This window comes from Aeromonas sp. Lyrl_2 (genome assembly GCF_051948815.1).
GTDB lineage: Bacteria > Pseudomonadota > Gammaproteobacteria > Enterobacterales > Aeromonadaceae > Aeromonas > Aeromonas veronii.
Genome location: NZ_JAYJLJ010000011.1, coordinates 1 through 22,175, shown reverse-complemented (window position 1 = coordinate 22,175; position 22,175 = coordinate 1). Strand labels below are relative to the sequence as shown.

Here is a 22,175-nt window from a genome sequence, read left to right as displayed (position 1 = left end):
TTGCACGCCCCCCCTCTCAACGCCCCCACAGCCGCGGGGTTGGTTCCACCAGCGAGGCGAGCGGCACCCGCTCCACCATCTGACGCATCTGTTGCACCAGCTCGGGATTGCCATCCCCCAACGACTTGTTCAGCACGATATGCACCTGCAGTGGGGTGACCGGCAGGTAGATGAGGCGGGTCGCCGCAGGGAGCTTGGCGCGAAAATGGTTGGCGGAAATATCGTTGGAGAAGAGCGCGGCATCGATGCGCCCGCGCAGCAACTTCTGCATGTTGCCATGCTCCCAGCTGAGCTGGGAGAGGGTGTCGATATGGATCTGCGGATGCTGCAACAGCGGCGGCACGATCGCCTGACTCGACCAGCCGATGGTGGTGCCGAAGAGATCTTCCTGCCGTTCGACCGAGCGAAGTCGCGATGGCACCAGTACCACCTGCACCGGCCGCAGCAGCAACAAGTGGGGGTCGATATAGCGGAAATGACGAGCACGCTCGGGACTGTAACTCAGCAGCGGGGTCAGATCGCACTCGCCGCTCTCGAGGTTGCTGAGCAGCCGCGCCACATTGAGCCCCTGCCACTCGATGGTGCGCCCGATCGCGGGTTCGATATGACGGCGAAAGTAGTCGATCACCGGCCCGGAGACCTCGCCCTGCTGATCGATGGTGACCAGCGGCGCCAGCTGGAAGACACACCCCCGCAGTGGCGCGTTGATCGCCACGGCCTGGCTGATGGTCATAAGAGGGAGAAGAAGTATCGATAGCAGTAATAACAAACGCATACCCGAACGAGAGATGCCCATAGGTGCCGACCCGATGCCCTGATAGCCATCAGCATGGCACAAGGCAAAGGGGCGGGCTATCCGCTCCCGCCGCGCTTCGACCTCTTGTGCCCCCTGCTTTCATGGCCATCGACCACCCATTTTATTGCGGTGAAAATCAATCCTTCCGCGGCTTTGATGGATTTTGGTCTCTTGAGATATAGTGCGGCCCCATTCATTAAACCGGCGGATGAGCGCCCCGCCGAACAGGTAAATTCATGAGACTGTTTTTGCTGTTGTTGTCGTTGTTTGCTGCGACTGTAAGTTCTGATGAAAAGCCGCGCCTGCCCTATTACGACTGGGGTCGCTGCCCGTTTGAAGGTTGTACCTATCAGTCGTGGACTACCAAGCAAGAGGTGATCGTCAGAGCCGTGCCATCCCTGACGGCCAAAGCGCTGTTCCGGCTACCCCGCGGCCAGCAGGTGGAAGGACTGACCGGGGTTGTCATTACCGAACAACCGGGGATCGTCGAAATACTCAGGTCGGTCAAGCTGGGCTACAACGAGGAGGGAAAAGGGCCGCTGTTGAATATGAAGGCAGGGGAAACGCTTTATATCCTCGGCGGACTGGGTGAAGGCAATAGCCTGTTCTGGTACAAGGGCAAAACCTACATTCTCGATTATGACTATGCGCGCAAAGAGATCAGATACAGCCGGTCACCGCAGAACCAGTGGTGGGTAAAAATTCGGGACAAGCAGGGGCGTGAGGGTTGGGTTGCCGAAGCCAAAAACTTCGCCCATATGGACCGTTTCGAATAGTGACAGCCAGCCCCCCGAGATCGGGGAGCTGGCCGTGGATGACTCACTGCTTAGGTTGCAGCTTCATCTCTTGCAGATACTCCAGCACCTGGGTTTTGTAGTCCGCCTGATAGGAGAACTTGGTGCTATCGCACGCCGCAATCAGGTTGACCGCGGTGCAGAACAGGGTGGCTGCCAGCAACCCCTTGCCAACCCACTGCGGGTAACGGCGGCTCCAGCGTACCAGCAACAGCAGGATCGGGAACAGGGCGTAGGGGAAGATCAGCATCAGGTGCCAGTAGTTGAAGATGATGGGCGACAGCGCCGCACTCACCAGCACCGCCAGCACCGCCGCCAGCGCATAGAGACCGAGCCAGCTTTCACCATCCACTGGCGCGCGGTCGCTGCGCAGCAGACGCGGCTTGAGTTCCCGCCACAGCTGCCAGTTGGCCTTGGCCGCCAGCAGCACAGTCGCCGAGCCTACCCCGTAAATCACCACCCGCCACAGCCAGACTGCCGCCATCTGCAGGTATTCGTGCCCAGCCAGCCAGATGAACTGGGTGTCGTTGACCAGCTTGCTGGCAAACAGCCAGGAGCCGTAACGCAGCCAGTAGAGCACTGATTTCAGCACCGGATAGACATGCACCAGCCCCCAGCCGATATAGCGCTGGCGCGCCTCGGGATCGACGTTCTGGGTAATATGGCTGTTGCTCATCACTTCCATGGCGTAGGGGATCAGGGAAGCACCGATCAGCAGGGTAGCCACCACCACCCCGCTCCAGCTCACCTTGAGAATGCGGCGCCAGAACAGATAGGTAGACATTACCGCCAGCAGCGGCCAGGAGTAGTGCAGCTGCATCGCCATGCCGATAGCCAACAGGTGGACGATCATGTGCCAGAAGGAGGCCCGCTCGCGCATATGCCAGGCCGACCAGCAGTGCATGGCCGAGAAGAGGAACAGATAGGAGGGGTTATAGAGCAGACTCTCGTACTGGAACCAGGGGTTGAGCCAGCAGAGCACCAGAAACAGCAGACGCACCCTGTCATCAAACACCTGACGGATCACCGCATCAAACAGCAGGAATCCGACCAACCGCATCGCCAGCAGCAACACCATAGGGGCATAGGGAGAATCCCACAGCAGCAGCGGCCCGCCAATCAGCCAGGCCGACAAACTCCCCGGCACATTACCCACCGCACTCGCCGCATTGCCATAGCTGAGCCAGACCCCCTCATAAGCCCCAAGGTAACCCTTGTAGAGCATCTGGGTCTGGTCGCCGGTGAGGAGTTGGTGATCGGAAAACAGCCAGGAAAGCAGCAGCCCGGCAAATATACAGGCCGCGAATAATGCGTTATGGTAGCGCCCACTAAGACCAATCATTGATCCACACCTATTGAAAAAATTGCTAACGACTTTAACAGTTGCCACCTGATTTTGCTCGTTTACGATTCACATTTTTAGTAGATTTACCAGTCAGTTATGAGACCCGCGGAGCAGTTATGACCCCACCAGTTAAAAAGTTTTTATTCATTGTTGAAGACTTGTATGGTGGTGGTGCGGAAAAGGTTCTGCTCAATACCGCATCCTTGCTAAAAGATGCCGGTGCAGATGTAACTTTGTTTACCTTGCGGGAAAAAATAGACCATACGCTACCTGACAACATTCACCCGATTAATCTTGGCATTGTCACAAAGCTGACTAAAGCCATATCCAATGTTGCGGTTGAAAAAATACAAGCATCTCTGATCTTTAAAAAAGTCAAAGAGATCTCGCCTGACGTAATTATCTCATGCTCATGTGACAAAATTACCAGACACCTGCCTGATACACTGAATATTTATTACTGGATCCACGGAAATGTCACCGGTTTTGCCAAAGACAATGCCAAAGGATATGAAAAATTCAAGCGCTTCTATAATGGCAAGAAACTGATCTGCGTATCTCGTGGCATCGCGGACGACATTTTGCAAAATGTAAAAGCTACACCCAAATCGTGTCAGGTTATCTATAATCCGTTTGATATCGAGAAAATTCAGGCGTTGGCCAATGAGCCTTTCAGCAAGCCATTCGACAAGTATTTTATCCATGTTGGCACCTTCGAAGAACGAAAACGCCACGATCGTCTCTTGCAGGCATATCAGCTAAGTGGCGTTGATACGCCACTCGTCCTGATGGGCAAAGGGGAGCGACGCCCTCACATTGAAGACATGATCGAGGAGATGAACCTTGCCAGCAAGGTGAAGATCATCGACTTTCAGAAGAACCCCTACCCCTATATCAAAGCAGCTCAGGCGCTCATCCTAACATCCGATGCTGAAGGGCTGCCAACAGTGCTTATTGAAGCACTCATCTGCCATACCCCGGTGATCAGCGTGGATTGCCCGTCTGGGCCGGCAGAGATATTGACGAAACCACTCGATAAATTTCTAATCCCGATAGAAGATATCCGTGGACTGGCCATGGCAATTACAGGTGTTGATCGAAGGCGAATTTCCATTGATTCAAACTGTTATCAACTATTTTCTAGTGAAAGTGTGACCGAACAGTTTATATCTTTATGAGAAAGAGTTGGGGAAACCCCCAACTCTCTATAGATAATCAGCCACCCATTTGTTAAATACTGTTTTAAATTCAGCAACGTTGATAAAATTTACGTCTTGTTGTGCAGACCTCGTTTCTGCGTAGATAACACTTGAGTGAGGATTATTGGGATGCCACTCCACATTTTCTGGCATCCCGAAATTATCATTGTAAATACCAAGAACAGGTTTATTCAAACCTGTTGCAATATGCACCGTTGCTGTATCCACAGACACCATACCGGCACAATGCCTTGTCTGTGCAAAGAGTGCAGCCAGAGATGGTTTCTCATGATCACTAACAACCCTGGTTGGGTCACAAACATGAGATAAAACTCGTTCAACGTCCCTCTCACGCCCAGGTGGATACAAGAGACAAATGTTGTGATTTGATGAATCAAGCATTGTGTTAATTAACGCTATAATTTTTTCAACACTGAAACAACGGGATGTCCCACTGCCATATGGATTGAAACACAACGTTTTATTACTTGGCCACCAAGAGCCAACCCTATCCTCAGCATCCTGACACGAAGGCACTATATAACTGGTATCAGGGTTAGCAATCCCCATATGCTCCAACAGCACCTTAAATTTATTAGCGAAGTGCATCCCTGCTGTTTTTTGCCCCAGCTTGATATTAATACAGTCAAGCTCATCATCGACTCCTGCTACATTTTTGCTCCCAACTTTGGAGATGAAATAAAGGTCTTTCATCTTCATCTTTTGGCTAAAATGCACAAGATAATCTACATTCCCAATTTCATTGGCTAATTTTTTGAGCTCCATATAGCCAGCCCTCTTGGGTATTTCAAAGACGCAATCAAAGTTAAAAAAATCTCTAAACAATGGCGCCATTTCAGAGCTGGTAATGACATAGACTTTCCGCTCCGGAAATTTATTTTTAATCTCCCTTGCCACCCAGGAAGAGACGATTGCATCACCAAGCTTAGCATCCCACCTAACAAAAACAGTGGCACCATGTGATGACGCTCTCACTGATGAATGACGATCAAAAAGTAAAATACCCAGCTTGCGGCGAAGGACGTCCCTCCATAATTGAAATATTTTAATCATAGCAATCACCTCCATCACTCTATATGCTGACCATAATTTCTGTCATCAATCGTCGATTGGAATAGTCCAACATCCAGACAGCACGGCTCCACACCAGCGGCACTCAATTTATTCCACTGCAGCCGTCCAGTGAGGTAATCAGCAGGCATTCTGATTGGATAAGCTATTTTCAGCAGCTTGTGAGCGCCAGCCAATGTAAGAATATATCCACCTGTCGATATAATTCCTCTTTTTGAATTTTTACTAGGTGTTAAATATTTTGCCAAACGATACCCCTCTGGCAAAGATGAGTATATTGGGAAGTGTTTCGCCTTGCCATGATGTAAAAATACAATGTCAGAGCTATTTTTATTAGTGACCTCGTTGACGATAGCTTTGAAATGCATGTGGACGTATATATCATCTTCTAAAATTACACAGCGTGGGATATCTCGCTCCACCATCACTTCATATATATTGATATGACTCATGGCACAACCGACCTCACCCAAGCTAAGATCATGACCGCAAGTCTCTCTTGCCAGATTGAAATCTACTTTCGCCAAGCGATCTGATGGTAATGATTTACCATCTACAGCATCGAAAAACTCAAAGTTAATCCCCAAATGAGACATCTGGCGCTCTACCATGGCCCGTCTGTCAGCACTACGTGTCAAACTAATAATAAATACGGGTATCATAGCTATAATAAATCCTGCTTGAGTTCATGACAAAATAAAATAAAAATCAGACTGAATGAGTATAAATACATCATGCTTTGGTGTTCAAAAGGCACATCAAAAACTGCTCCGACAGCGAATGATATAGGGATAAAGACGCCTGCAGACACAAACCCCATTTCTTTCGCAAAAAATATTGCCGGCAATATAAGTATACCTAGTAAGAAAATGAATCCTATACCACCCCGAATAACTAAAGTCTGTAAATACTGGTTGTGTGCATGCGCAAGTTCGGGGTTTAGCAACGCTTGTGGCACAAGACCCAGCTTCACTTGCTCTTGCTTTAACGCATCAAAACCTTCAGTGCCCACACCTATTAATGGCGAGTCGAGAAATCCCAACCAAGCGCTTTCCCATGCTACCGCTCTTAGCCCAAGAGATGTGCTGTAATTTCCATTCTCCATGTTTACAACATCAGAAAGTCCAGAGTCTATTCTATTTTTCACGATACTGCTGTTTAAACATAGCATTCCGAGTACTAACAACAAACCTAGCGTGATTGAAATATATTTCAGTGGTTTTGTTTTTATTTTAAACAATAAAAAACATGTAATCACAACCATGAATGCTAGCCAAACACCACGACTTTGTGAAAGATATAGTGCCCCCAGAGAGAATAATGCCGAAATGATATGAAACCATTTTTCAAGGCGATTCTCTGAGAAAGAAACCGAAAACCAAAAATTGAGAATAGCCAATGTTAGGGCTGTTTGAGAAAAAATTATCGCATTTGTAAAACCCTCTACCCTAGCGACCCCATGATTATACTGCCATATACTAATAACCCCCAAGCCAAATCCACCAAGAATAACCCCATAACAACCAGCTTTTAATAAAAAAACATTCCGTGGAATTAAAAATGTGAAAAATATGACATAAATTATGGCACGCATAATGCCATATTGATCACCATGAACTTGTCTATTTACAAATAGATAAATGGCATAGAATAATAAAACCCATATTATATGACGATTTTTAAACCCCACCGGATAACGATGGATGTAAAAAGAAACCATGCCAATTATGGATGCCACAACAATGAGGTTAGATAGATATGTTTTTCCATCAGTAAAGAAAAACATTACGCTGAATGCAAAAATCAGGGTGCATGAAAAGATCAGAAGAGCAAATCGCTCCATGCTTATGGCATTTTTTGATATCACTTTGATTTCCTGAAGACATAATTTCCGCGAATTTTGCGCCATAACCCAAACACATCTGTGCGGGGAAAGATGGCGATCCGGCGGATCTGGAAAGGGTCCTGGTGCATTGCTTTGGGGCCGCTATTGGTAGCGACGGCAAAACGATACCCGGCGGCGATAGCCTGCTCCTTGGCACTCTCGTTCATATCTCCGTAAGGGTAGGCAAACGAGAGCAACGGATGGCCAAGCAGGGCCTCCAGTTGGCGTTTATTCTCCTGAATTTCATGGGCTTGTTGTTCGGGTGTGAGCTTGCTCAAACGGGGGTGAGTCAGAGTATGACCACCAATTTCCACATGACCGCAGGCAGCCAGCACCTTGACCTGCTCACCACTCATCAATGAAACCTTGGTATCCGGATTGGTCGGATGCTCCACATCCCAACGGTTATAGCCTTCACCGGTAACCACGTACACCACGGCTTTATAACCATATTTTTCCAGCAGCGGCAGCATGCGGGTCAGGTTGTCCTGATAGCCGTCATCGGCAGTGATCATCAGGTACTTCTTGCCGTATTGCAGACGGTGGATAAAGCCTTTGTCCGCCAAATCGCGGAACGTCAGGGTTTCGTAGCCTAGCCACTTCATCAATCGCAGATGCTTCTCGAACATGGCGATCGGCATCCAGGTGCCATGCACTCCTTTCTCGCTATCCTGCTCGATAAAACGGTGGTACATGATGACCGGCATCTCGCGGCGCAGTGTTTCGACTACGGCATCCTGATAGATGGTTTCGAGGCCAGATACTACCCCCTGCAAGCCATACTCATCCTGAATGCGTTGGCGAATGGCTTCCGGCACCACCTTGCTTGCGAGGGCGGATTCGATTTCGCCCTTCAGGGCAGCAAAATCGATGGCCAGATCCTTGGGACCGATATCGCCGAAGTTGCTGGCCAGCGCTTCATCCAGATTCTGTTCAGTCACCAGACCGATGGCCTTGGCTTCGCCAATGGCAAAGGCGGGCCGGCCGCAGAGCAGCGCTTCCATCGCCACCCGACCGGCACCGATCACCAGATCACACCCCGCCAGCAGAGCAGGCACATCATCGACATAACCGACAAACTCGGCACGATCCTGAAAACGGGCAAAACGCTCGGGCACGCGGGTACCGCTGACAATCCGTACCTTGCAGGCATCCAGATCGAGTACTTCGTCGAGCAGGCGGTAGCAAAGCTCCCCCTTGGGGCCGCTCAGGCGACCTATGATGGCGATCACCGGCTTTGGGTTGTCCGGCGCCGGCACAGGCTGAAACTTGTCGGTCTCGATACCGTTTCGCAGCACCTGTACGCTCGCAGGATCGACCCCCAGATTGTCGACAATCTGATGGGCAATATCCTCACAAACGGCAACCGCCCGATAGCCGAGGGCATGAAAGGCTTTGCGGGATGCGTGTACCGGCTGACGACCATGTACCGTGGTGATCATCGGGGTGCCAGTCAGCTTGCAGGCCACATAGCTGCTCCAGCCGGAGGCGCGGGAATGAGCATGTACCAACTGGATATGGTGCTTCTTAATGAGATAGATAAGGTAGAAGACGTGCCAGAAGCGGCGCAGAATGCTGCGCTTGTTGAATCGAAGCTTGAAGACAAGACCAAGAGTCGGCTTGGTCAGGGTATCTGAAACGTAAAAAACGTTGTGACCACGCCGGGTCAGTTCGTTACCGACCGTGGTGGCATAGACCTCAGCTCCCGTTACCTCGAGCTGGGAGAGTGCCATCAATATATTCACCCTAGACCTCCGTTAACAAGACTCGAATGAAGAGAGCAACTGGAAGGATGTTTGCTCTCCCCATCTAATAATTGCTCGATCTGCCTCATACTCTCTCGGAGATTGAAAATCTTGGCTCGCTCCTTCGATAAGGAACTATATGTTGATAGCATTTTTTGATTATCAATCATTTTTCGTATTGCCAATGCAAGCGCATTTGCATCCCCGACAGGAACGAGAACACCATATTTCCCGCCATCGAGAGCTTCATTAGGCCCAGTACAATCTGTCGATACAATGGCCTTCCCCAACGCCATTGCTTCTACGAGTACAACTGGGTAACCCTCATAATGTGAGGACATAACGAATAGATCGCCATCAGCAAGATATGGATATGGATTTTCCTTGAATCCAAGTAATTTAGCACTATCACCAATATTATTAATATTGATAAATGACTCTAACCCAGCTCTATCATCACCTTCTCCCAAAATAGTAAGGTGATATTTAACCCCTGCATCAATATTTATTTTATGAGCAGCCAGTAAGATGTCGAATCCTTTTTGGGCATTGCATAGCCGTCCAATAGCAATAACTTTTATTTTCCCCTCACTCGTAATAGGCTCATGACTTTTCCGCATTATGCCTTCTATATCAACAGGATTATACACTACTTGAGTATATGGTTTTACTTCAGGATACAATTTCAACAATGCATTCTGTGCACCTTTAGAGACACAGACAATGTTATCCATTTTTTTATAAACGGTACGCTCAACTTTTCTGGAAAGAATTTGATGGCACAACAAGTCTATATGGACCCATGCTATCTTTCGAACAACAGAATTCAGGTGCGATAACAACAGAGAGCTATTCCCTTCCAAAAATGCCACACCGACATCATATCGTTCGCTAAATATGACACTGGCCAACCATTTGGTATTGACAACAAAATTCCACCAACGTTTTTTAATAGAAAATAAAATTTTCCGCTGAAACCACTCCGATGGTTCGGTCGGCAACAGAAATTTTACTGTTACATTTTGGGGAACCTGAGATAAATATACACCCTCACGCCTCAATAAAAGCAAAGTTATAGCGTACTTACTAAAATCCAAACGCTTAAGCGTTTCAATAAGGACCTTTTCGGCGCCTCCTCCGCCCAATGTTTCCATTATAAATAAAACTTTTTTCTTCATGCTTACCACATAGAAAATAATGAAAAAGCCGCCTGATTGGCGGCCATTCCGCAAGAGCGAATAATTAAGCCCGGTTGAGCCAGGCCATGTAATCCGCTACCCCTTCGGCAACGGTTTTGAACTCGGCGTCATAACCCACGCTGCGCAGCTTGGTCATGTCAGCCTGGGTGAAGCTCTGGTAGCGACCCTTGAGGTGATCCGGGAAGGGAATGTACTCGATGGAACCCTTCTGATGATGCTTGATCACCGCTTCGGCCACGTTCTGGAACGGCTCGGCACGGCCGGTACCACAGTTGAAGATGCCGGAGTGCTGCGGGTTCTGCCAGAACCAGAGGTTTACCTTGCAGACATCGTCAATATAGATGAAGTCACGCATCTGGCCACCGTTCGGGAAGCCATCGCAACCTTCGAACAGCTTGGGATTCTCGCCCTTCTTCACCTGGGTATTGAGGTGGAAGGCGACGGAAGCCATGGAGCCTTTGTGCTGTTCGCGCGGGCCGTAGACGTTGAAGTACTTGAGGCCAACAACCTGAGAGTTGATCTCCGGCATCCAGCGGCGCACGTACTGGTCAAACAGCTGCTTGGAGTAGCCGTAGACGTTGAGCGGCTGTTCGAACTTGGGATCTTCGATGAAATTGTCGTTGCGGCCACCGTAGGTCGCGGCAGAAGAGGCGTAGATAAACGGAATTTCGCGCTCGATGCAGTAGTGGAACAGATCCTTGGAGTACTCGTAGTTGACCTCCATGATGAACTTGCCGTTCCACTCGGTGGTGGCAGAGCAGGCACCTTCGTGGAAGATCACCTCGATGCCGTTGTCCCACTCTTCAAACTCGTCGCCGGAGACGATGCGCGCCTGAAACTCGTCTTTGTCCATGTAGTCAGCGATGGTCAGATCGACCAGGTTGACGAACTTGGTGCCGTCGGTCAGGTCATCAATGACCACGATATCGGTCCGTCCTTGAGCGTTCAGCTGCTTGACCAGATTGCTGCCGATAAAGCCAGCACCGCCAGTTACTACGATCATGGAGTTTGCCTCTCGTACGTTGATGGCTACATGTGACTGCTTGTTAAAGCTGTGTATAGTGAGCCAATTTGAAATTGCCGAAAAGTTTATCACGGGCCGTCCGGGGATTCGACCTTGTTCAAAACTGCCCCGAGCGGAACCTGTTGGAGGAATGAGTGATGAAAACCAGAGACAGGATCATTCACAGCGCGACCGAGCTGTTCAACGATCAGGGTGAACGCAACATCACCACCAACCACATTGCGGCGCACATGGGTATCAGCCCGGGCAACCTCTACTACCACTTCCGCAATAAAGAAGACATCATCCACTCCATCTTCGACCAGTATGCCCGTCACCTTAGCGAGAGCTTCGTGCCGACCCGCAACCGTGAAATCACCCTGCAGGATCTGATGGGCTATCTCGATGCCATCTTCTATCTGATGTGGCAATTCCGCTTCTTCTACGCCAATCTGCCGGACATCCTGAGCCGCGACGAACCGCTGCAACAGAAGTACCTCAAGGCCCAGGAGCAGATGCGTTCTTCCGTGGTCGCGCTGCTCCGGAGCCTGCGCGAAGGGGGCATTATCGATGTCAGCGATGAAGACCTGCCGGATCTGGGCCAGACCATCAAGATGGTGGTGACCTGCTGGATCCCGTTCCAGATTGCCCAGGCCCCCAACACCCGCATCACCAAACCGCTGCTCTATCAGGGCGTGTTGAAGGTGCTGTTCCTGCTGCGCCCCTATGTGCAGCCCCAGGTAGCCGGACAGATCCAGCAGCTGGAGCAACACTACCGTCAGCTGGCCCAACCAGCTGGGTGAGATCTGTTTCACATTTGTTAAATATCAGCACAATCATTTGAATTCACCGCAACAGATTGCAGTAAAATGTCGCCCTCTGTTGATACGCAGCTGAAATAGCCAATAAGGATCGAGGATGTCTAACGGATTCTATCGTCACCTGACCGAGCAACTGAACCAGGTGCAAGCTGAAGGGTTGTACAAGCAGGAGCGCATCATCACCTCCGCCCAACAGGCCAGCATCGCCGTCGGCGGTGAGCAGGTACTGAACTTCTGTGCCAACAACTATCTGGGATTGGCCAACCACCCGGATCTGATCGCTGCCGCCCATCAGGGGCTCGACAGCCACGGCTTCGGCATGGCCTCGGTGCGCTTCATCTGTGGCACCCAGGATCAGCACAAAGCGCTGGAGCAGAAGATGTCTGCCTTCCTCGGCACCGAAGATACCATCCTCTACTCCTCCTGTTTCGATGCCAATGGCGGTCTTTTTGAAACCCTGTTCGGCGCCGAAGATGCCATCATCTCCGATGCCCTCAACCACGCTTCCATCATCGACGGCGTGCGACTGTGTAAGGCCAAGCGTTATCGCTACGCCAACAACGATATGGCCGAGCTGGAAGCCCAGCTCAAGCAGGCTGACGCCGATGGCGCCCGCTTCAAGCTGATCGCCACCGACGGTGTCTTCTCCATGGATGGCGTCATCGCCGACCTCAAATCCATCTGCGATCTGGCAGACAAATACGATGCGCTGGTGATGGTGGATGACTCCCACGCCGTCGGCTTTATCGGCGAGAATGGTCGTGGCACCCACGAATATTGCGGCGTGATGGATCGGGTCGACATCATCACCGGCACCCTGGGCAAGGCGCTCGGCGGCGCATCCGGCGGCTATACCTCCGGCAAGAAAGAGGTGATCGACTGGCTGCGTCAGCGCTCCCGCCCTTACCTCTTCTCCAACTCGCTGGCCCCCTCCATCGTTGCCGCCACCATCAAGGTGATCGACATGCTGGCCGAGGGTCACGACCTGCGCGCCCGCCTGAAAGAGAACAGCCGTTACTTCCGCGAGCGGATGAGCGCCGCTGGCTTCACTCTGGCTGGCGCCGACCACGCCATCATTCCGGTGATGCTGGGGGATGCCAAACTGGCCTCCGAAATGGCAAGCCGCATGCTGGCAGCTGGCATCTATGTGGTGGGCTTCTCCTTCCCGGTCGTGCCCAAGGGCCAGGCGCGCATTCGCACCCAGATGTCTGCCGCTCACACCCGCGAGCAGCTGGACAAGGCGATCGACGCCTTTATCCGCATCGGCCGTGAACTCGGCGTTATCTGATTTGAATCAAGGGGCTGCAGCCCCTTTTTTCTGCATTCATATTGAAGGAACAGCCATGAAAGCACTCTCCAAACTGCACAAAGAGGTCGGCATCTGGATGACGGATGTACCGGCCCCCGAGCTCGGCCACAACGACCTGCTGATCAAGATCCGCAAAACCGCCATCTGCGGCACCGATATCCACATCTACAACTGGGACGAGTGGTCCCAGAAGACCATTCCGGTACCCATGGTGGTCGGCCACGAATATGTCGGCGAAGTGGTCGCCATCGGTCAGGAGGTGCGCGGCTTCGCCATCGGCGATCGGGTCTCCGGTGAAGGGCATATCACCTGCGGTCACTGCCGTAACTGCCGCGCTGGCCGCACTCACCTCTGCCGCAACACCATTGGTGTTGGCGTCAACCGCCCGGGCGCCTTTGCCGAGTATCTGGTGATTCCCGCATTCAACGCCTTCAAGCTGCCGGACAACATCCCGGACGAGCTGGCCGCCATCTTCGACCCGTTCGGCAATGCGGTGCACACCGCCCTCTCCTTCGATCTGGTGGGTGAAGATGTGCTCATCACCGGGGCAGGCCCCATCGGCATCATGGCAGCCGCCGTCTGCCGCCATGTGGGTGCGCGCCACGTGGTGATCACCGACGTCAACGAATACCGGCTGGAGCTGGCCCGCAAGATGGGCGCCACCCGCGCGGTCAACGTGGCCAAGGAGAAGCTGGCCGACGTAATGAGCGAGCTGGGCATGACCGAAGGGTTTGACGTGGGGCTGGAGATGTCCGGCGTCCCGAGCGCCTTCCAGGAGATGCTCGACAAGATGAACCACGGCGGCAAGATCGCCATGCTCGGCATTCCCCCCTCCACCATGGCCATCGACTGGAACAAGGTGATCTTCAAGGGGCTGTTTATCAAAGGGATCTATGGCCGCGAGATGTTCGAGACCTGGTACAAAATGGCCAGCCTGATCCAGTCCGGGCTGGATCTCTCCCCCATCATCACCCACAGATTCCACATCGACGAATTCCAGCAGGGGTTCGATGCGATGCGCTCCGGCCACTCCGGCAAGGTGATCCTGAGCTGGGATAAATAGGCCGTTTCACCCCTTGGTTACTCGAAACCCGGCGAATGCCGGGTTTCTTTTTATCTCCACCACCAGAATTGCCGTGATATCGCCCAAAACTTTGTACGCAGAGTGTTTAACACTTCACACACAAGCGTTTAAATGGCTGTAACTATTCGGTTATAATCCCGTCGTTTACATGGATAATAAAAGACTGCTGGGAGTATATGAGCGTGTTGAAAAAACTGAGCTATTTGCTGGCTGTCGGGATGACGGCCGCCAGCTTGTCTGGGGCAGTGCTTGCTGCCGATGAGATGTCACCGGAAGCCATTGCCGAGCGGATCAAACCAATCGGTCAGGTCTATACCGCCAAGGATCTGGAAGGTATTGCCGGCGCGAGTGCTGCTCCGGCGGCAGCCGCCTCTTCCGGTCCCCGCGATGGCGAAACGGTATACAAGGGCGCCTGCTTCGCCTGTCACGACACCGGTGCCGCCGGTGCCCCCAAACGGGGTGACAAGGCAGCCTGGGATCCTCGCATCGCCCAGGGCATTGATACTCTCAAGAAACATGCCATTGAAGGCTTTACCGGCAAGTCCGGCATGATGCCTCCGCGCGGCACCTGTGCGAACTGTAGTGATGAAGAGATTGAAAACGCCATCCACTACATGATCGACAAGCTGTAAGTATTTGAAAGGGCCGCAATTGCGGCCCTTTCAATCTATCGGCTTCCGACTACTCTTGTAAGGTAGACATATCGGGAGTTGCACATGTCGTCCCAATCCATCGAACCCCACTACTCAACTCCTCTGTTGGCGTTGGTCTCTGCCATTATGGACTTCCCGGCGCCACAAACCGCCACGTCTGACGATTACGATGCCCTGATCCAGCAGATTGACCAACTCTGCCCGCTGCAACATTTCGGCATGCTGGGCCTCTCCGATACCGGTCTGAACTGGCTTTACGCCTACAAGGTCAGCGACATCTTCAAGCAACAGCTGGGCCGTGAGCAGTCCCGCATCACCGATCAACTCACCCAGCTAGATGAAGCCGAAGGGTGGTGCGTCTTCCCCATCGAGCATGGCCAGATACAGTGGTTGCTGGCGCGTGGCACACCAGCCGACCTGCCGACCCTGCGTCTGCTGCTGGAGTGTCTGGCCAAACGGCTGACCGAAACCCAGGCGGGATCCCATCTCACCGAGCTCCCTTCACCGCTGATCCGCAAAGACCCGAACTGGAAAAAGAAAATCGAGAGCATCAGCCGCATCATGCGGCTCGCCAATACCCTGCCGGCCCAGGCGCTCTTCTCCCAACTGGAAGCGGTACTGCGTCAGATGCTCACCATCGAGGACATGTTGCTGGTCAGGCTAACCAGTCAGAAGCTGGAAAAGATCTACCCCGCCCATCCCCATCAGGGAGATGAGTTCATCAGCGGCTTGTGCCATAGCACCAGCAATCTCGAGGTGAACAGGGAGTCCCGCTACTGGCACAGCATGCCGCTGCGGCTGCAACAACAGTACTTCGCCCACTTCATCATCAGCACGGCTCAACCGCTGGAGACCGACGACAAGCTGTTTCTAGACTTCCTGCGTGGCCAGCTCACCCTGCTGCTGGAGCTGAGACGGATCCGCCAGCAGCTCAACGACATCAATACCGAAGACTCCATCAACCAGCGGCTGCAACAGCTGCGTCAGACCAACCTCAGGCTGCAAAAGCAGCTCAAGCAGCATCAGGAGCTGGAACGGCGGCTGCAATTCGATGCGCTTCACGACCCGCTGACCCAGCTGCCCAACCGCGCGCTGTTGATGAACCACCTCAACCACGCCATGACCCACTACAACCGCTACAAATCGCCGGGATTCGCGGTGATTTTTATCGATGTGGATCACTTCAAGCAGATCAATGACACCCTCGGCCACAGCGCTGGCGATCAGCTGCTCAAGGAGGTGAGCCGCCGCCTGCAGACCTGCATCCGGCAAAACGATCTGGTGGCCAGACTGGGGGGTGACGAGTTTGTCATCTATCTGGACAGCAGCAAGAGCGACGATGACATCAGCCCGGTGCTCAACCGCATTATCAGCCGTCTCTCCTACCCGTTCCGGCTACTCGGCAACGAGCTGAGCATTACCGTCAGCCTTGGGGTATCGAGCGTATCCGAGCAAACCTCAGATATCAGCCAGCTGCTCCATCAGGCCGATCTGGCCATGTATCAGGCCAAACGCAATGGTCGCAGTCGCATCGTCAGCTACTCGGATGATTGCATCAACCAGAACTGGAATTCGCCGGAAGAGATGCTGGCCAGAGCCCTGCGGGAGGGGCGTATTGTCCCCTACTTCCAGCCGGTGATCCGGCTGCAGGATAGCCGCCTGACCGGACTGGAGGTGATGGCGCGCTGGCTGACCGAGGAGGGGATTCTGAAGGATGCGTTTGACTTTATTCCGCTGGCGGAGCAGTGCGGCCTGATTCTGGAGCTGGATTACCAGATCCTGCGTCACACCTGTCAGCAACTGAAGAACTGGCTGCCAATCTCCGGGCAGAGCAAGTTCAAGGTCGCCATCAATCTGTCGGGCAAGCATCTGGTCAACCATGACCACATCATGCGCCTAATGGGAATCATCGAAGAGGAAGGGGTCGCCCCCGGCTATCTGATTTTTGAATTCAACGAGCGGGAGCTGTCGCGGCAAGATTCCGATGCGCTGGCATCCCTGCATGACCTGAGGGCCAAGGGTATCCAGATCAGCCTCGATGATTTCGGCACCGGCTTCTCCTCCCTCAACGCCTTGTTCCACTTCCCGGTGGATTACATCAAGGTGGATGACAGCTTTACCCAGAGGATGCTGCAATCGCCCAAAGATTTGGCGCTGATCCGCGCCATGCGGGATATCTGTCAGGATCTCGATTACACCCTGGTCGTCGAGGGGATCGAGAACCAGCAGCAATTGCAGAAGCTGATTGATATCGGCTGCCGGATGGGGCAAGGGCGCTATATCTCTCCACCGATGCCGGGAGCAGACATAGTGCCGCTACTGACCCCGGCCAATCCTTAGGGTTAATCCTTCTTGAACAACGCCCGCAGGTTGGCAACACCGACCTGCCCCTTCTGCTGGCGCTCCTCGGCAGTCACCTTCTTCTGGTTTTCCCATTCAAGGTCATCCTGCGGCAGCTCCAGCAGGAAGCGGCTCGGCTCTGGCCGTACCGACTCGCCGTACTGACGCCGCTCCTTGCAGAGGGTAAAGGTCAGCTCGGTCTGGGCTCGAGTAATGCCCACATAGGCGAGCCGCCGCTCCTCCTCAACGTTATCTTCATCGATGCTGGTCTGGTGGGGCAGCAAGCCCTCTTCCATCCCCACCATGTAGACATAGGGGAACTCCAACCCCTTGGAGGCATGCAGGGTCATTAACTGCACCTGATCCGCATCATCCTCCCCTTCGTTGCGCTCCATCATGTCGCGCAAGGTGAGGCGAGTGACCACCTGTGCCAACGTCATCGACTCTTCCAGCTCATCTCCTTCCAGCATCTCGGTGATCCAGCGATAGAGAGTGGAGACGTTCTGCATCCGCATCTCGGCCGCTTTCGGGCTGGGTGAGGTCTCGTAGAGCCACTCTTCGTAGTGGATCTCCTTGATCATGTCCCGCACCGCCTCCACCGGATTGCCACGCAGCGCCTGATCGCCAAGGCGTACCAGCCAATTGGTAAATGCCTGCAGGGCCACGAGGCCGCGGCCGGAGAGGTGCTGCTCGAGCCCCAGCTCGAAGCTGGCAGCAAACAGACTCTTGCCGCGCTGGTTGGCATACTGACCCAGTTTTTCGAGGGTGGTGGGGCCAATCTCGCGGCGCGGCAGGTTGACCACCCGCAGGAAGGCGGTGTCCTCATCCGGATTCACCAGCAGCTTGAGGTAGGCCATGATGTCCTTGATCTCGGTGCGGGAGAAAAACGAGGTACCGCCCGAGATACGGTAAGGAATCCGGTTGGTCATCAACGCCTTCTCGAAGATGCGCGACTGATGGTTGCCCCGATAGAGGATGGCGTAATCCTTGAACCGGGTGCGGTTCATAAACTTGTGGCCCATCATCTCGGCGGCGATCCGCTCCGCTTCGTGCTCCTCGTTCTTGGCGAACAGCACCTTGAGCTTCACCCCCTCATCCAGCTCGGAGAAGAGCGCCTTGTCATAGACGTGGGGATTGTTGGCGATCAGGATGTTGGCGCACTTGAGGATACGCCGCTTGGAGCGGTAGTTCTGCTCCAGCTTGATCAGCTTGAGGCTGGGGAAATCTTCGCTCAGCAGCACCAGATTCTGTGGCTTGGCACCGCGCCAGGAGTAGATGGACTGGTCGTCGTCCCCCACCACAGTAAAACGGGCCCGCTCGCCGACGATCTGCTTCACCAGCTCGTATTGGCTGGTGTTGGTGTCCTGATACTCATCGACCAGCAGATAGCGGATCTTGTTCTGCCAGCGCTCGCGTACCTCCTGATTGCTCTTGAGCAGCAGGGTCGGCATCACGATGAGGTCGTCAAAATCCAGCGCGTTATAGGCCACCATCTGGCGGTGATAACGTTCGTAGAGCTGGGCCATCAACACCTCTTCCGGCCCACGGGCGATGCGCATGGCGCGGGCTGGCAGGATAAGGTCGTTCTTCCAGTTGGAGATTTGGCTGATAAGGGCCGAGAGCTTGTCCTTGTCGTTGTCGAGCTCGTCTTCAGTCAACTCTTTCAGCAGCGCCAGCTGGTCGGTGTCATCGAACAGGGAGAAGTTCGCCTTGAGATTCAGGCTCTTGTGCTCCTGACGAATGATATCGAGACCCAGGGTATGGAAGGTGGAGACCATCAGCCCCCGCGCCTCCTTGCGACCCAGGGTCTGGCCGACCCGCTCCTTCATCTCCCGCGCCGCCTTGTTGGTAAAGGTGACCGCAGCGATGTTGCGCGCACTGTAGCCGCACTGCTGCACCAGATAGGCAATCTTGTTGGTGATGACGCGGGTCTTGCCCGATCCGGCACCCGCCAGCACCAGGCAAGGGCCGGAGACATACTTGACCGCTTCGTTCTGATTGGGGTTGAGCTTCATGGGCCGGATCTCTTGGCTTATGATGAGGGGCGGCATTGTACCAGAAATCACCCGACGAGCCGTACCTGCTGCACGGCAGGCAACCGCCAATCGGGCTTATCGCGCCTTGTGTTCGGGCGCTATTTTCAGGATCATGGCCGACCTTTCGAGATGATGACTTTTTCCAGATGATGAGGGGAGCATGAATCAGCAACAGCACGACCAACTGCGCAGCCAGTTTCCGGCCTTGACGCAGGAGGTAAACGGCCATCCTCTGGTCTATCTGGACAACGCCGCCACCACCCAGAAACCGCAAGCGGTACTGGATGCCATCGCTCACTACTATCGGATCGACAACGCCAACGTGCACCGTGCCGCCCACACCCTGAGTGGCCGCGCGACCCGTGCCTTCGAGGCCGCCCGCGAAACGGTCGCCCGCTTTATCAATGCGCCCCGCAGCCACGAAGTTATCTGGACCCGTGGTACCACAGAAGCGATCAATCTGGTAGCCCAGAGCTGGGGGATGAACGAACTCAAGACAGGGGACGAAATCATCCTCAGCACGCTGGAGCACCACGCCAATATCGTCCCGTGGCAGCTGGTCGCCCAGCGTACCGGCGCGGTGATCCGGGTTATCCCACTCGATAAGCGGGGCGATCTCGATCTGGCCGCCTATCACGCCATGCTGGGAGCACGCACCCGGCTGGTGAGCGTGGCCCACGTCTCCAATGCCCTCGGTACAGTCAATCCAGTCAAAGAGATAGTGGCTGCCGCCAAGGTAGTCGGCGCTCTGACCCTGATCGACGGTGCTCAGGCGGTGGTTCATCTCGACGTCGATGTGCAAGCCATCGGTTGCGACTTCTACGCCTTCTCCGGCCACAAGCTCTATGGCCCGACCGGCATCGGTGTGTTGTGGGGCCGCACCGAGCTATTGGAGCGGATGCCGCCCTGGCAAGCCGGTGGCGAGATGATCGATCGGGTCAGTTTCAGCGGCACCACCTTCAATACCCTGCCTTTCAAATTCGAGGCGGGCACCCCCCATATCGCTGGCGCTATCGGCCTCGCCGCCGCTATCGACTTTGTGATGGGGCAAGATCGGCAATGGCTTGCCCAGCATGAGCAAGCGCTGACCGACTATCTGGTCGCAGGCCTGCAACAGGTGCCGGGGTTGCGTCTAATCGGTGAACCCGGCCAACGCGTCGGTGCTGTCTCTTTCTTGCTCGACGACATCCACCCGCAAGATGCTGCTACCCTGCTCGACATGCAGGGGATCGCCCTGCGAGTCGGCCATCACTGCGCCATGCCGTTGATGGAATCGCTCGGGATCGGCGGCACCATGCGCGCCTCGCTGGCCTGCTACAACAATCGGGACGATGTCGACGCCCTGCTGGCCGCCCTGCACAAACTCAGTGACTTCTTCTAAGGCAGACAACCGAATGAGTGACCTCGCAAGCTATACCCAGATTGGCCTTGAGCCCAACGCCGACACCATCCGCCAGCAGTTTGCCGCAGCCCACGGCTGGGAGAACCAGTACCGGCTCATCATCCAGCTCGGCAAGCTGTTACCCGTGCTACCCGGCGAATGGCAGCAGGAGGAGTTTCGCCTCAAGGGGTGTGAAAGCCAGGCTTGGCTGAAGGGAGAACAAAGCGAGGATGGCTGCTGGCACTTTGCCTGTGATTCCGATGCTCGCATCGTGCGGGGCCTTATCGTCATCGTGCTGGCGGCACTCAACCACCAATCGTCTGCGGCGATCCAGGCTTTTGATATGGAAGACTATTTCAGCGAACTGGGACTTGAGAAACACTTGAGCCCGTCACGAGGTAACGGGCTCAGAGCGATCGTGCTGGCGATCCGGGAGCAGGCAGTCTAATCCGCTTTGTGCAGAGGTCGATTAGGCTTCGCCAATCGACCCTACTTCTTCATTCCCGGCCTCTTTCTCGGCACGGGCCCCCCGCTCGGCAATCTTCTTCAATACCCGGGACGCGGCAACCAGCCCAAAGGTTGCCGTCACCGGCGTCACAGCGCCAAAGCCGGAGGCGCAATCCATCTTCATGGTGCCATCGCTGGCTGCCTTGGCCTGACAGGTACCACCATTGCCATCCGGATAGCTCAGCTGCTCGGTTGAGAAGACACACTCCACCCCGAATTTGCGCGCCGGATTCTTGCTGAAGTTGTGCAACCGGCGCAGGTCGGAGCGCACCTTGGCGGCCAACGGGTCCTGAATGGTCTTGGCCAGATCGGCTACGGTGATTTGGGTCGGGTCCATCTGCCCGCCAGCACCACCCGCGACAATCACCGGGATCTTGTTGCGCTTGCAGAAGGCAATCAGCGCCACCTTGGCCTTGATCGAATCGATGGCATCCACCACATAGTCAAACTCTCGCTTGATATGTTTGGCCAAGTTGTCGGCGGTGACGAAATCATCCACCTCGATCACGTTGCAATCCGGATTGATGGCGCAAATACGCTCGGCCATCACCTCGGTCTTGAGGCGACCGACTGTGCCCTGCATAGCGTGGATCTGGCGATTGGTGTTGGTGATGCAGATATCATCCATGTCGATCAGGGTGATCTGGTTGATACCGGCGCGGGCCAGCGCCTCGGCCGCCCAGGAGCCCACGCCGCCGATCCCCACCACACAGACCTTAGCCTGGCTAAAGGAACGCAGGGCGTTCTGACCATAAAGACGGGCAATGCCCCCGAATCGCTGTAGATATTCTGCTTTCATACCACCACCTTGCTTGAGGGCGGCCATTATAGCGACAACCACCGCCAGCCGCGATGGCAGAACCGGAGAAAATCGGGAAGGAAAAACAGGGAAAACGGCAGAGAAGAGAGAATAAAAGGTCAATTATCAGACTATTTTCTGAATTACAGGCAATAAAAAACCCCGCTCGATGAGCGGGGTTCCTTGT

Annotated in this window: 19 protein-coding genes; 9 read left to right on the top strand and 10 right to left on the bottom strand. The window is 54.0% G+C overall.

All coding sequences use genetic code 11. The features are described 5' to 3' along the window. Positions 1-16: 16 nt before the first annotated feature. A complete protein-coding gene (locus VF684_RS11275) occupies positions 17-733 on the bottom strand; it encodes a substrate-binding periplasmic protein (protein ID WP_201998597.1) in 717 nt (238 codons plus the stop codon). A gap of 299 nt (positions 734-1,032) precedes the next feature. Between VF684_RS11275 and VF684_RS11270 the strand changes: the two genes are divergently transcribed. Continuing rightward, on the top strand, positions 1,033-1,572 hold the full coding sequence (locus VF684_RS11270; protein ID WP_139442092.1) for a hypothetical protein: 540 nt from the start codon (positions 1,033-1,035) through the stop codon (positions 1,570-1,572). Positions 1,573-1,615: 43 nt separating this feature from the next. On the opposite strand, the gene VF684_RS11265 is transcribed toward VF684_RS11270, so the two are convergent. After that, positions 1,616-2,815 carry a 3-deoxy-D-manno-octulosonic acid transferase gene (locus tag VF684_RS11265; RefSeq protein WP_083243847.1) on the bottom strand — a complete coding sequence of 400 codons (1,200 nt, stop codon included), beginning with the start codon at positions 2,813-2,815 and terminating at the stop codon, positions 1,616-1,618. Positions 2,816-3,051: 236 nt separating this feature from the next. Between VF684_RS11265 and VF684_RS11260 the strand changes: the two genes are divergently transcribed. Then, positions 3,052-4,113 carry a glycosyltransferase gene (locus VF684_RS11260; protein ID WP_107683283.1) on the top strand — a complete coding sequence of 354 codons (1,062 nt, stop codon included), beginning with the start codon at positions 3,052-3,054 and terminating at the stop codon, positions 4,111-4,113. Between the two features lie 27 nt (positions 4,114-4,140). Here the strand turns inward: VF684_RS11260 and VF684_RS11255 are convergent, their stop codons facing one another. The 6 genes from VF684_RS11255 to rfaD form a co-directional block, all read right to left on the bottom strand. Beyond that, entirely contained in the window at positions 4,141-5,208 is a 1,068-nt protein-coding gene (locus VF684_RS11255) for a glycosyltransferase family 9 protein (RefSeq protein WP_162516052.1), read from the bottom strand. A gap of 14 nt (positions 5,209-5,222) precedes the next feature. Continuing rightward, positions 5,223-5,888: a glycosyltransferase family 25 protein gene (locus tag VF684_RS11250; RefSeq protein ID WP_021230713.1), complete on the bottom strand. Its 666-nt coding sequence runs from the start codon at positions 5,886-5,888 to the stop codon at positions 5,223-5,225. 2 nt (positions 5,889-5,890) lie between these two features. Further along, positions 5,891-7,069 carry an O-antigen ligase family protein gene (locus VF684_RS11245; protein ID WP_440174235.1) on the bottom strand — a complete coding sequence of 393 codons (1,179 nt, stop codon included), beginning with the start codon at positions 7,067-7,069 and terminating at the stop codon, positions 5,891-5,893. Positions 7,070-7,089: 20 nt separating this feature from the next. Beyond that, positions 7,090-8,856: a polysaccharide deacetylase family protein gene (locus VF684_RS11240; RefSeq protein ID WP_107683281.1), complete on the bottom strand. Its 1,767-nt coding sequence runs from the start codon at positions 8,854-8,856 to the stop codon at positions 7,090-7,092. After that, complete coding sequence (locus VF684_RS11235; protein WP_021230710.1) at positions 8,853-10,034, bottom strand: glycosyltransferase; 1,182 nt, start codon at positions 10,032-10,034, stop codon at positions 8,853-8,855. Before VF684_RS11235 ends, VF684_RS11240 begins: the two co-directional genes overlap by 4 nt. Before the next feature lie 64 nt (positions 10,035-10,098). After that, positions 10,099-11,058 (bottom strand): ADP-glyceromanno-heptose 6-epimerase, encoded by a 960-nt coding sequence (gene rfaD, locus VF684_RS11230; protein WP_040095010.1) that lies wholly within the window; start codon positions 11,056-11,058, stop codon positions 10,099-10,101. 158 nt (positions 11,059-11,216) lie between these two features. On the opposite strand from rfaD, the gene VF684_RS11225 reads away from it, so the two are divergent. The 5 genes from VF684_RS11225 to VF684_RS11205 all read left to right on the top strand — a co-directional run bounded on the left by VF684_RS11225 (position 11,217) and on the right by VF684_RS11205 (position 17,265). Beyond that, complete coding sequence (locus tag VF684_RS11225) at positions 11,217-11,861, top strand: TetR/AcrR family transcriptional regulator (protein ID WP_005340848.1); 645 nt, start codon at positions 11,217-11,219, stop codon at positions 11,859-11,861. Positions 11,862-11,976: 115 nt separating this feature from the next. After that, positions 11,977-13,167 carry a glycine C-acetyltransferase gene (locus VF684_RS11220; RefSeq protein ID WP_005342487.1) on the top strand — a complete coding sequence of 397 codons (1,191 nt, stop codon included), beginning with the start codon at positions 11,977-11,979 and terminating at the stop codon, positions 13,165-13,167. A 55-nt stretch (positions 13,168-13,222) separates the two neighbouring features. After that, positions 13,223-14,251 (top strand): L-threonine 3-dehydrogenase, encoded by a 1,029-nt coding sequence (gene tdh, locus VF684_RS11215; RefSeq protein WP_005340852.1) that lies wholly within the window; start codon positions 13,223-13,225, stop codon positions 14,249-14,251. Positions 14,252-14,448: 197 nt separating this feature from the next. Continuing rightward, positions 14,449-14,904 carry a c-type cytochrome gene (locus VF684_RS11210; RefSeq protein WP_019444987.1) on the top strand — a complete coding sequence of 152 codons (456 nt, stop codon included), beginning with the start codon at positions 14,449-14,451 and terminating at the stop codon, positions 14,902-14,904. A gap of 84 nt (positions 14,905-14,988) precedes the next feature. After that, positions 14,989-17,265, top strand: a complete 2,277-nt coding sequence (locus VF684_RS11205) for a putative bifunctional diguanylate cyclase/phosphodiesterase (RefSeq protein WP_139442090.1) — start codon at positions 14,989-14,991, stop codon at positions 17,263-17,265. A 2-nt stretch (positions 17,266-17,267) separates the two neighbouring features. On the opposite strand, the gene rep is transcribed toward VF684_RS11205, so the two are convergent. Beyond that, entirely contained in the window at positions 17,268-19,280 is a 2,013-nt protein-coding gene (rep, locus tag VF684_RS11200) for a DNA helicase Rep (protein ID WP_139442089.1), read from the bottom strand. A gap of 181 nt (positions 19,281-19,461) precedes the next feature. Between rep and VF684_RS11195 the strand changes: the two genes are divergently transcribed. Then, on the top strand, positions 19,462-20,682 hold the full coding sequence (locus tag VF684_RS11195) for an aminotransferase class V-fold PLP-dependent enzyme (RefSeq protein WP_139442088.1): 1,221 nt from the start codon (positions 19,462-19,464) through the stop codon (positions 20,680-20,682). Positions 20,683-20,695: 13 nt separating this feature from the next. After that, positions 20,696-21,130 (top strand): SufE family protein, encoded by a 435-nt coding sequence (locus VF684_RS11190; RefSeq protein WP_162516051.1) that lies wholly within the window; start codon positions 20,696-20,698, stop codon positions 21,128-21,130. 21 nt (positions 21,131-21,151) lie between these two features. Here VF684_RS11190 and tcdA read toward each other — a convergent pair whose 3' ends face one another. Further along, positions 21,152-21,988 carry a tRNA cyclic N6-threonylcarbamoyladenosine(37) synthase TcdA gene (gene tcdA, locus VF684_RS11185; RefSeq protein WP_139442086.1) on the bottom strand — a complete coding sequence of 279 codons (837 nt, stop codon included), beginning with the start codon at positions 21,986-21,988 and terminating at the stop codon, positions 21,152-21,154. Between the last annotated feature and the right edge of the window lie 187 nt (positions 21,989-22,175).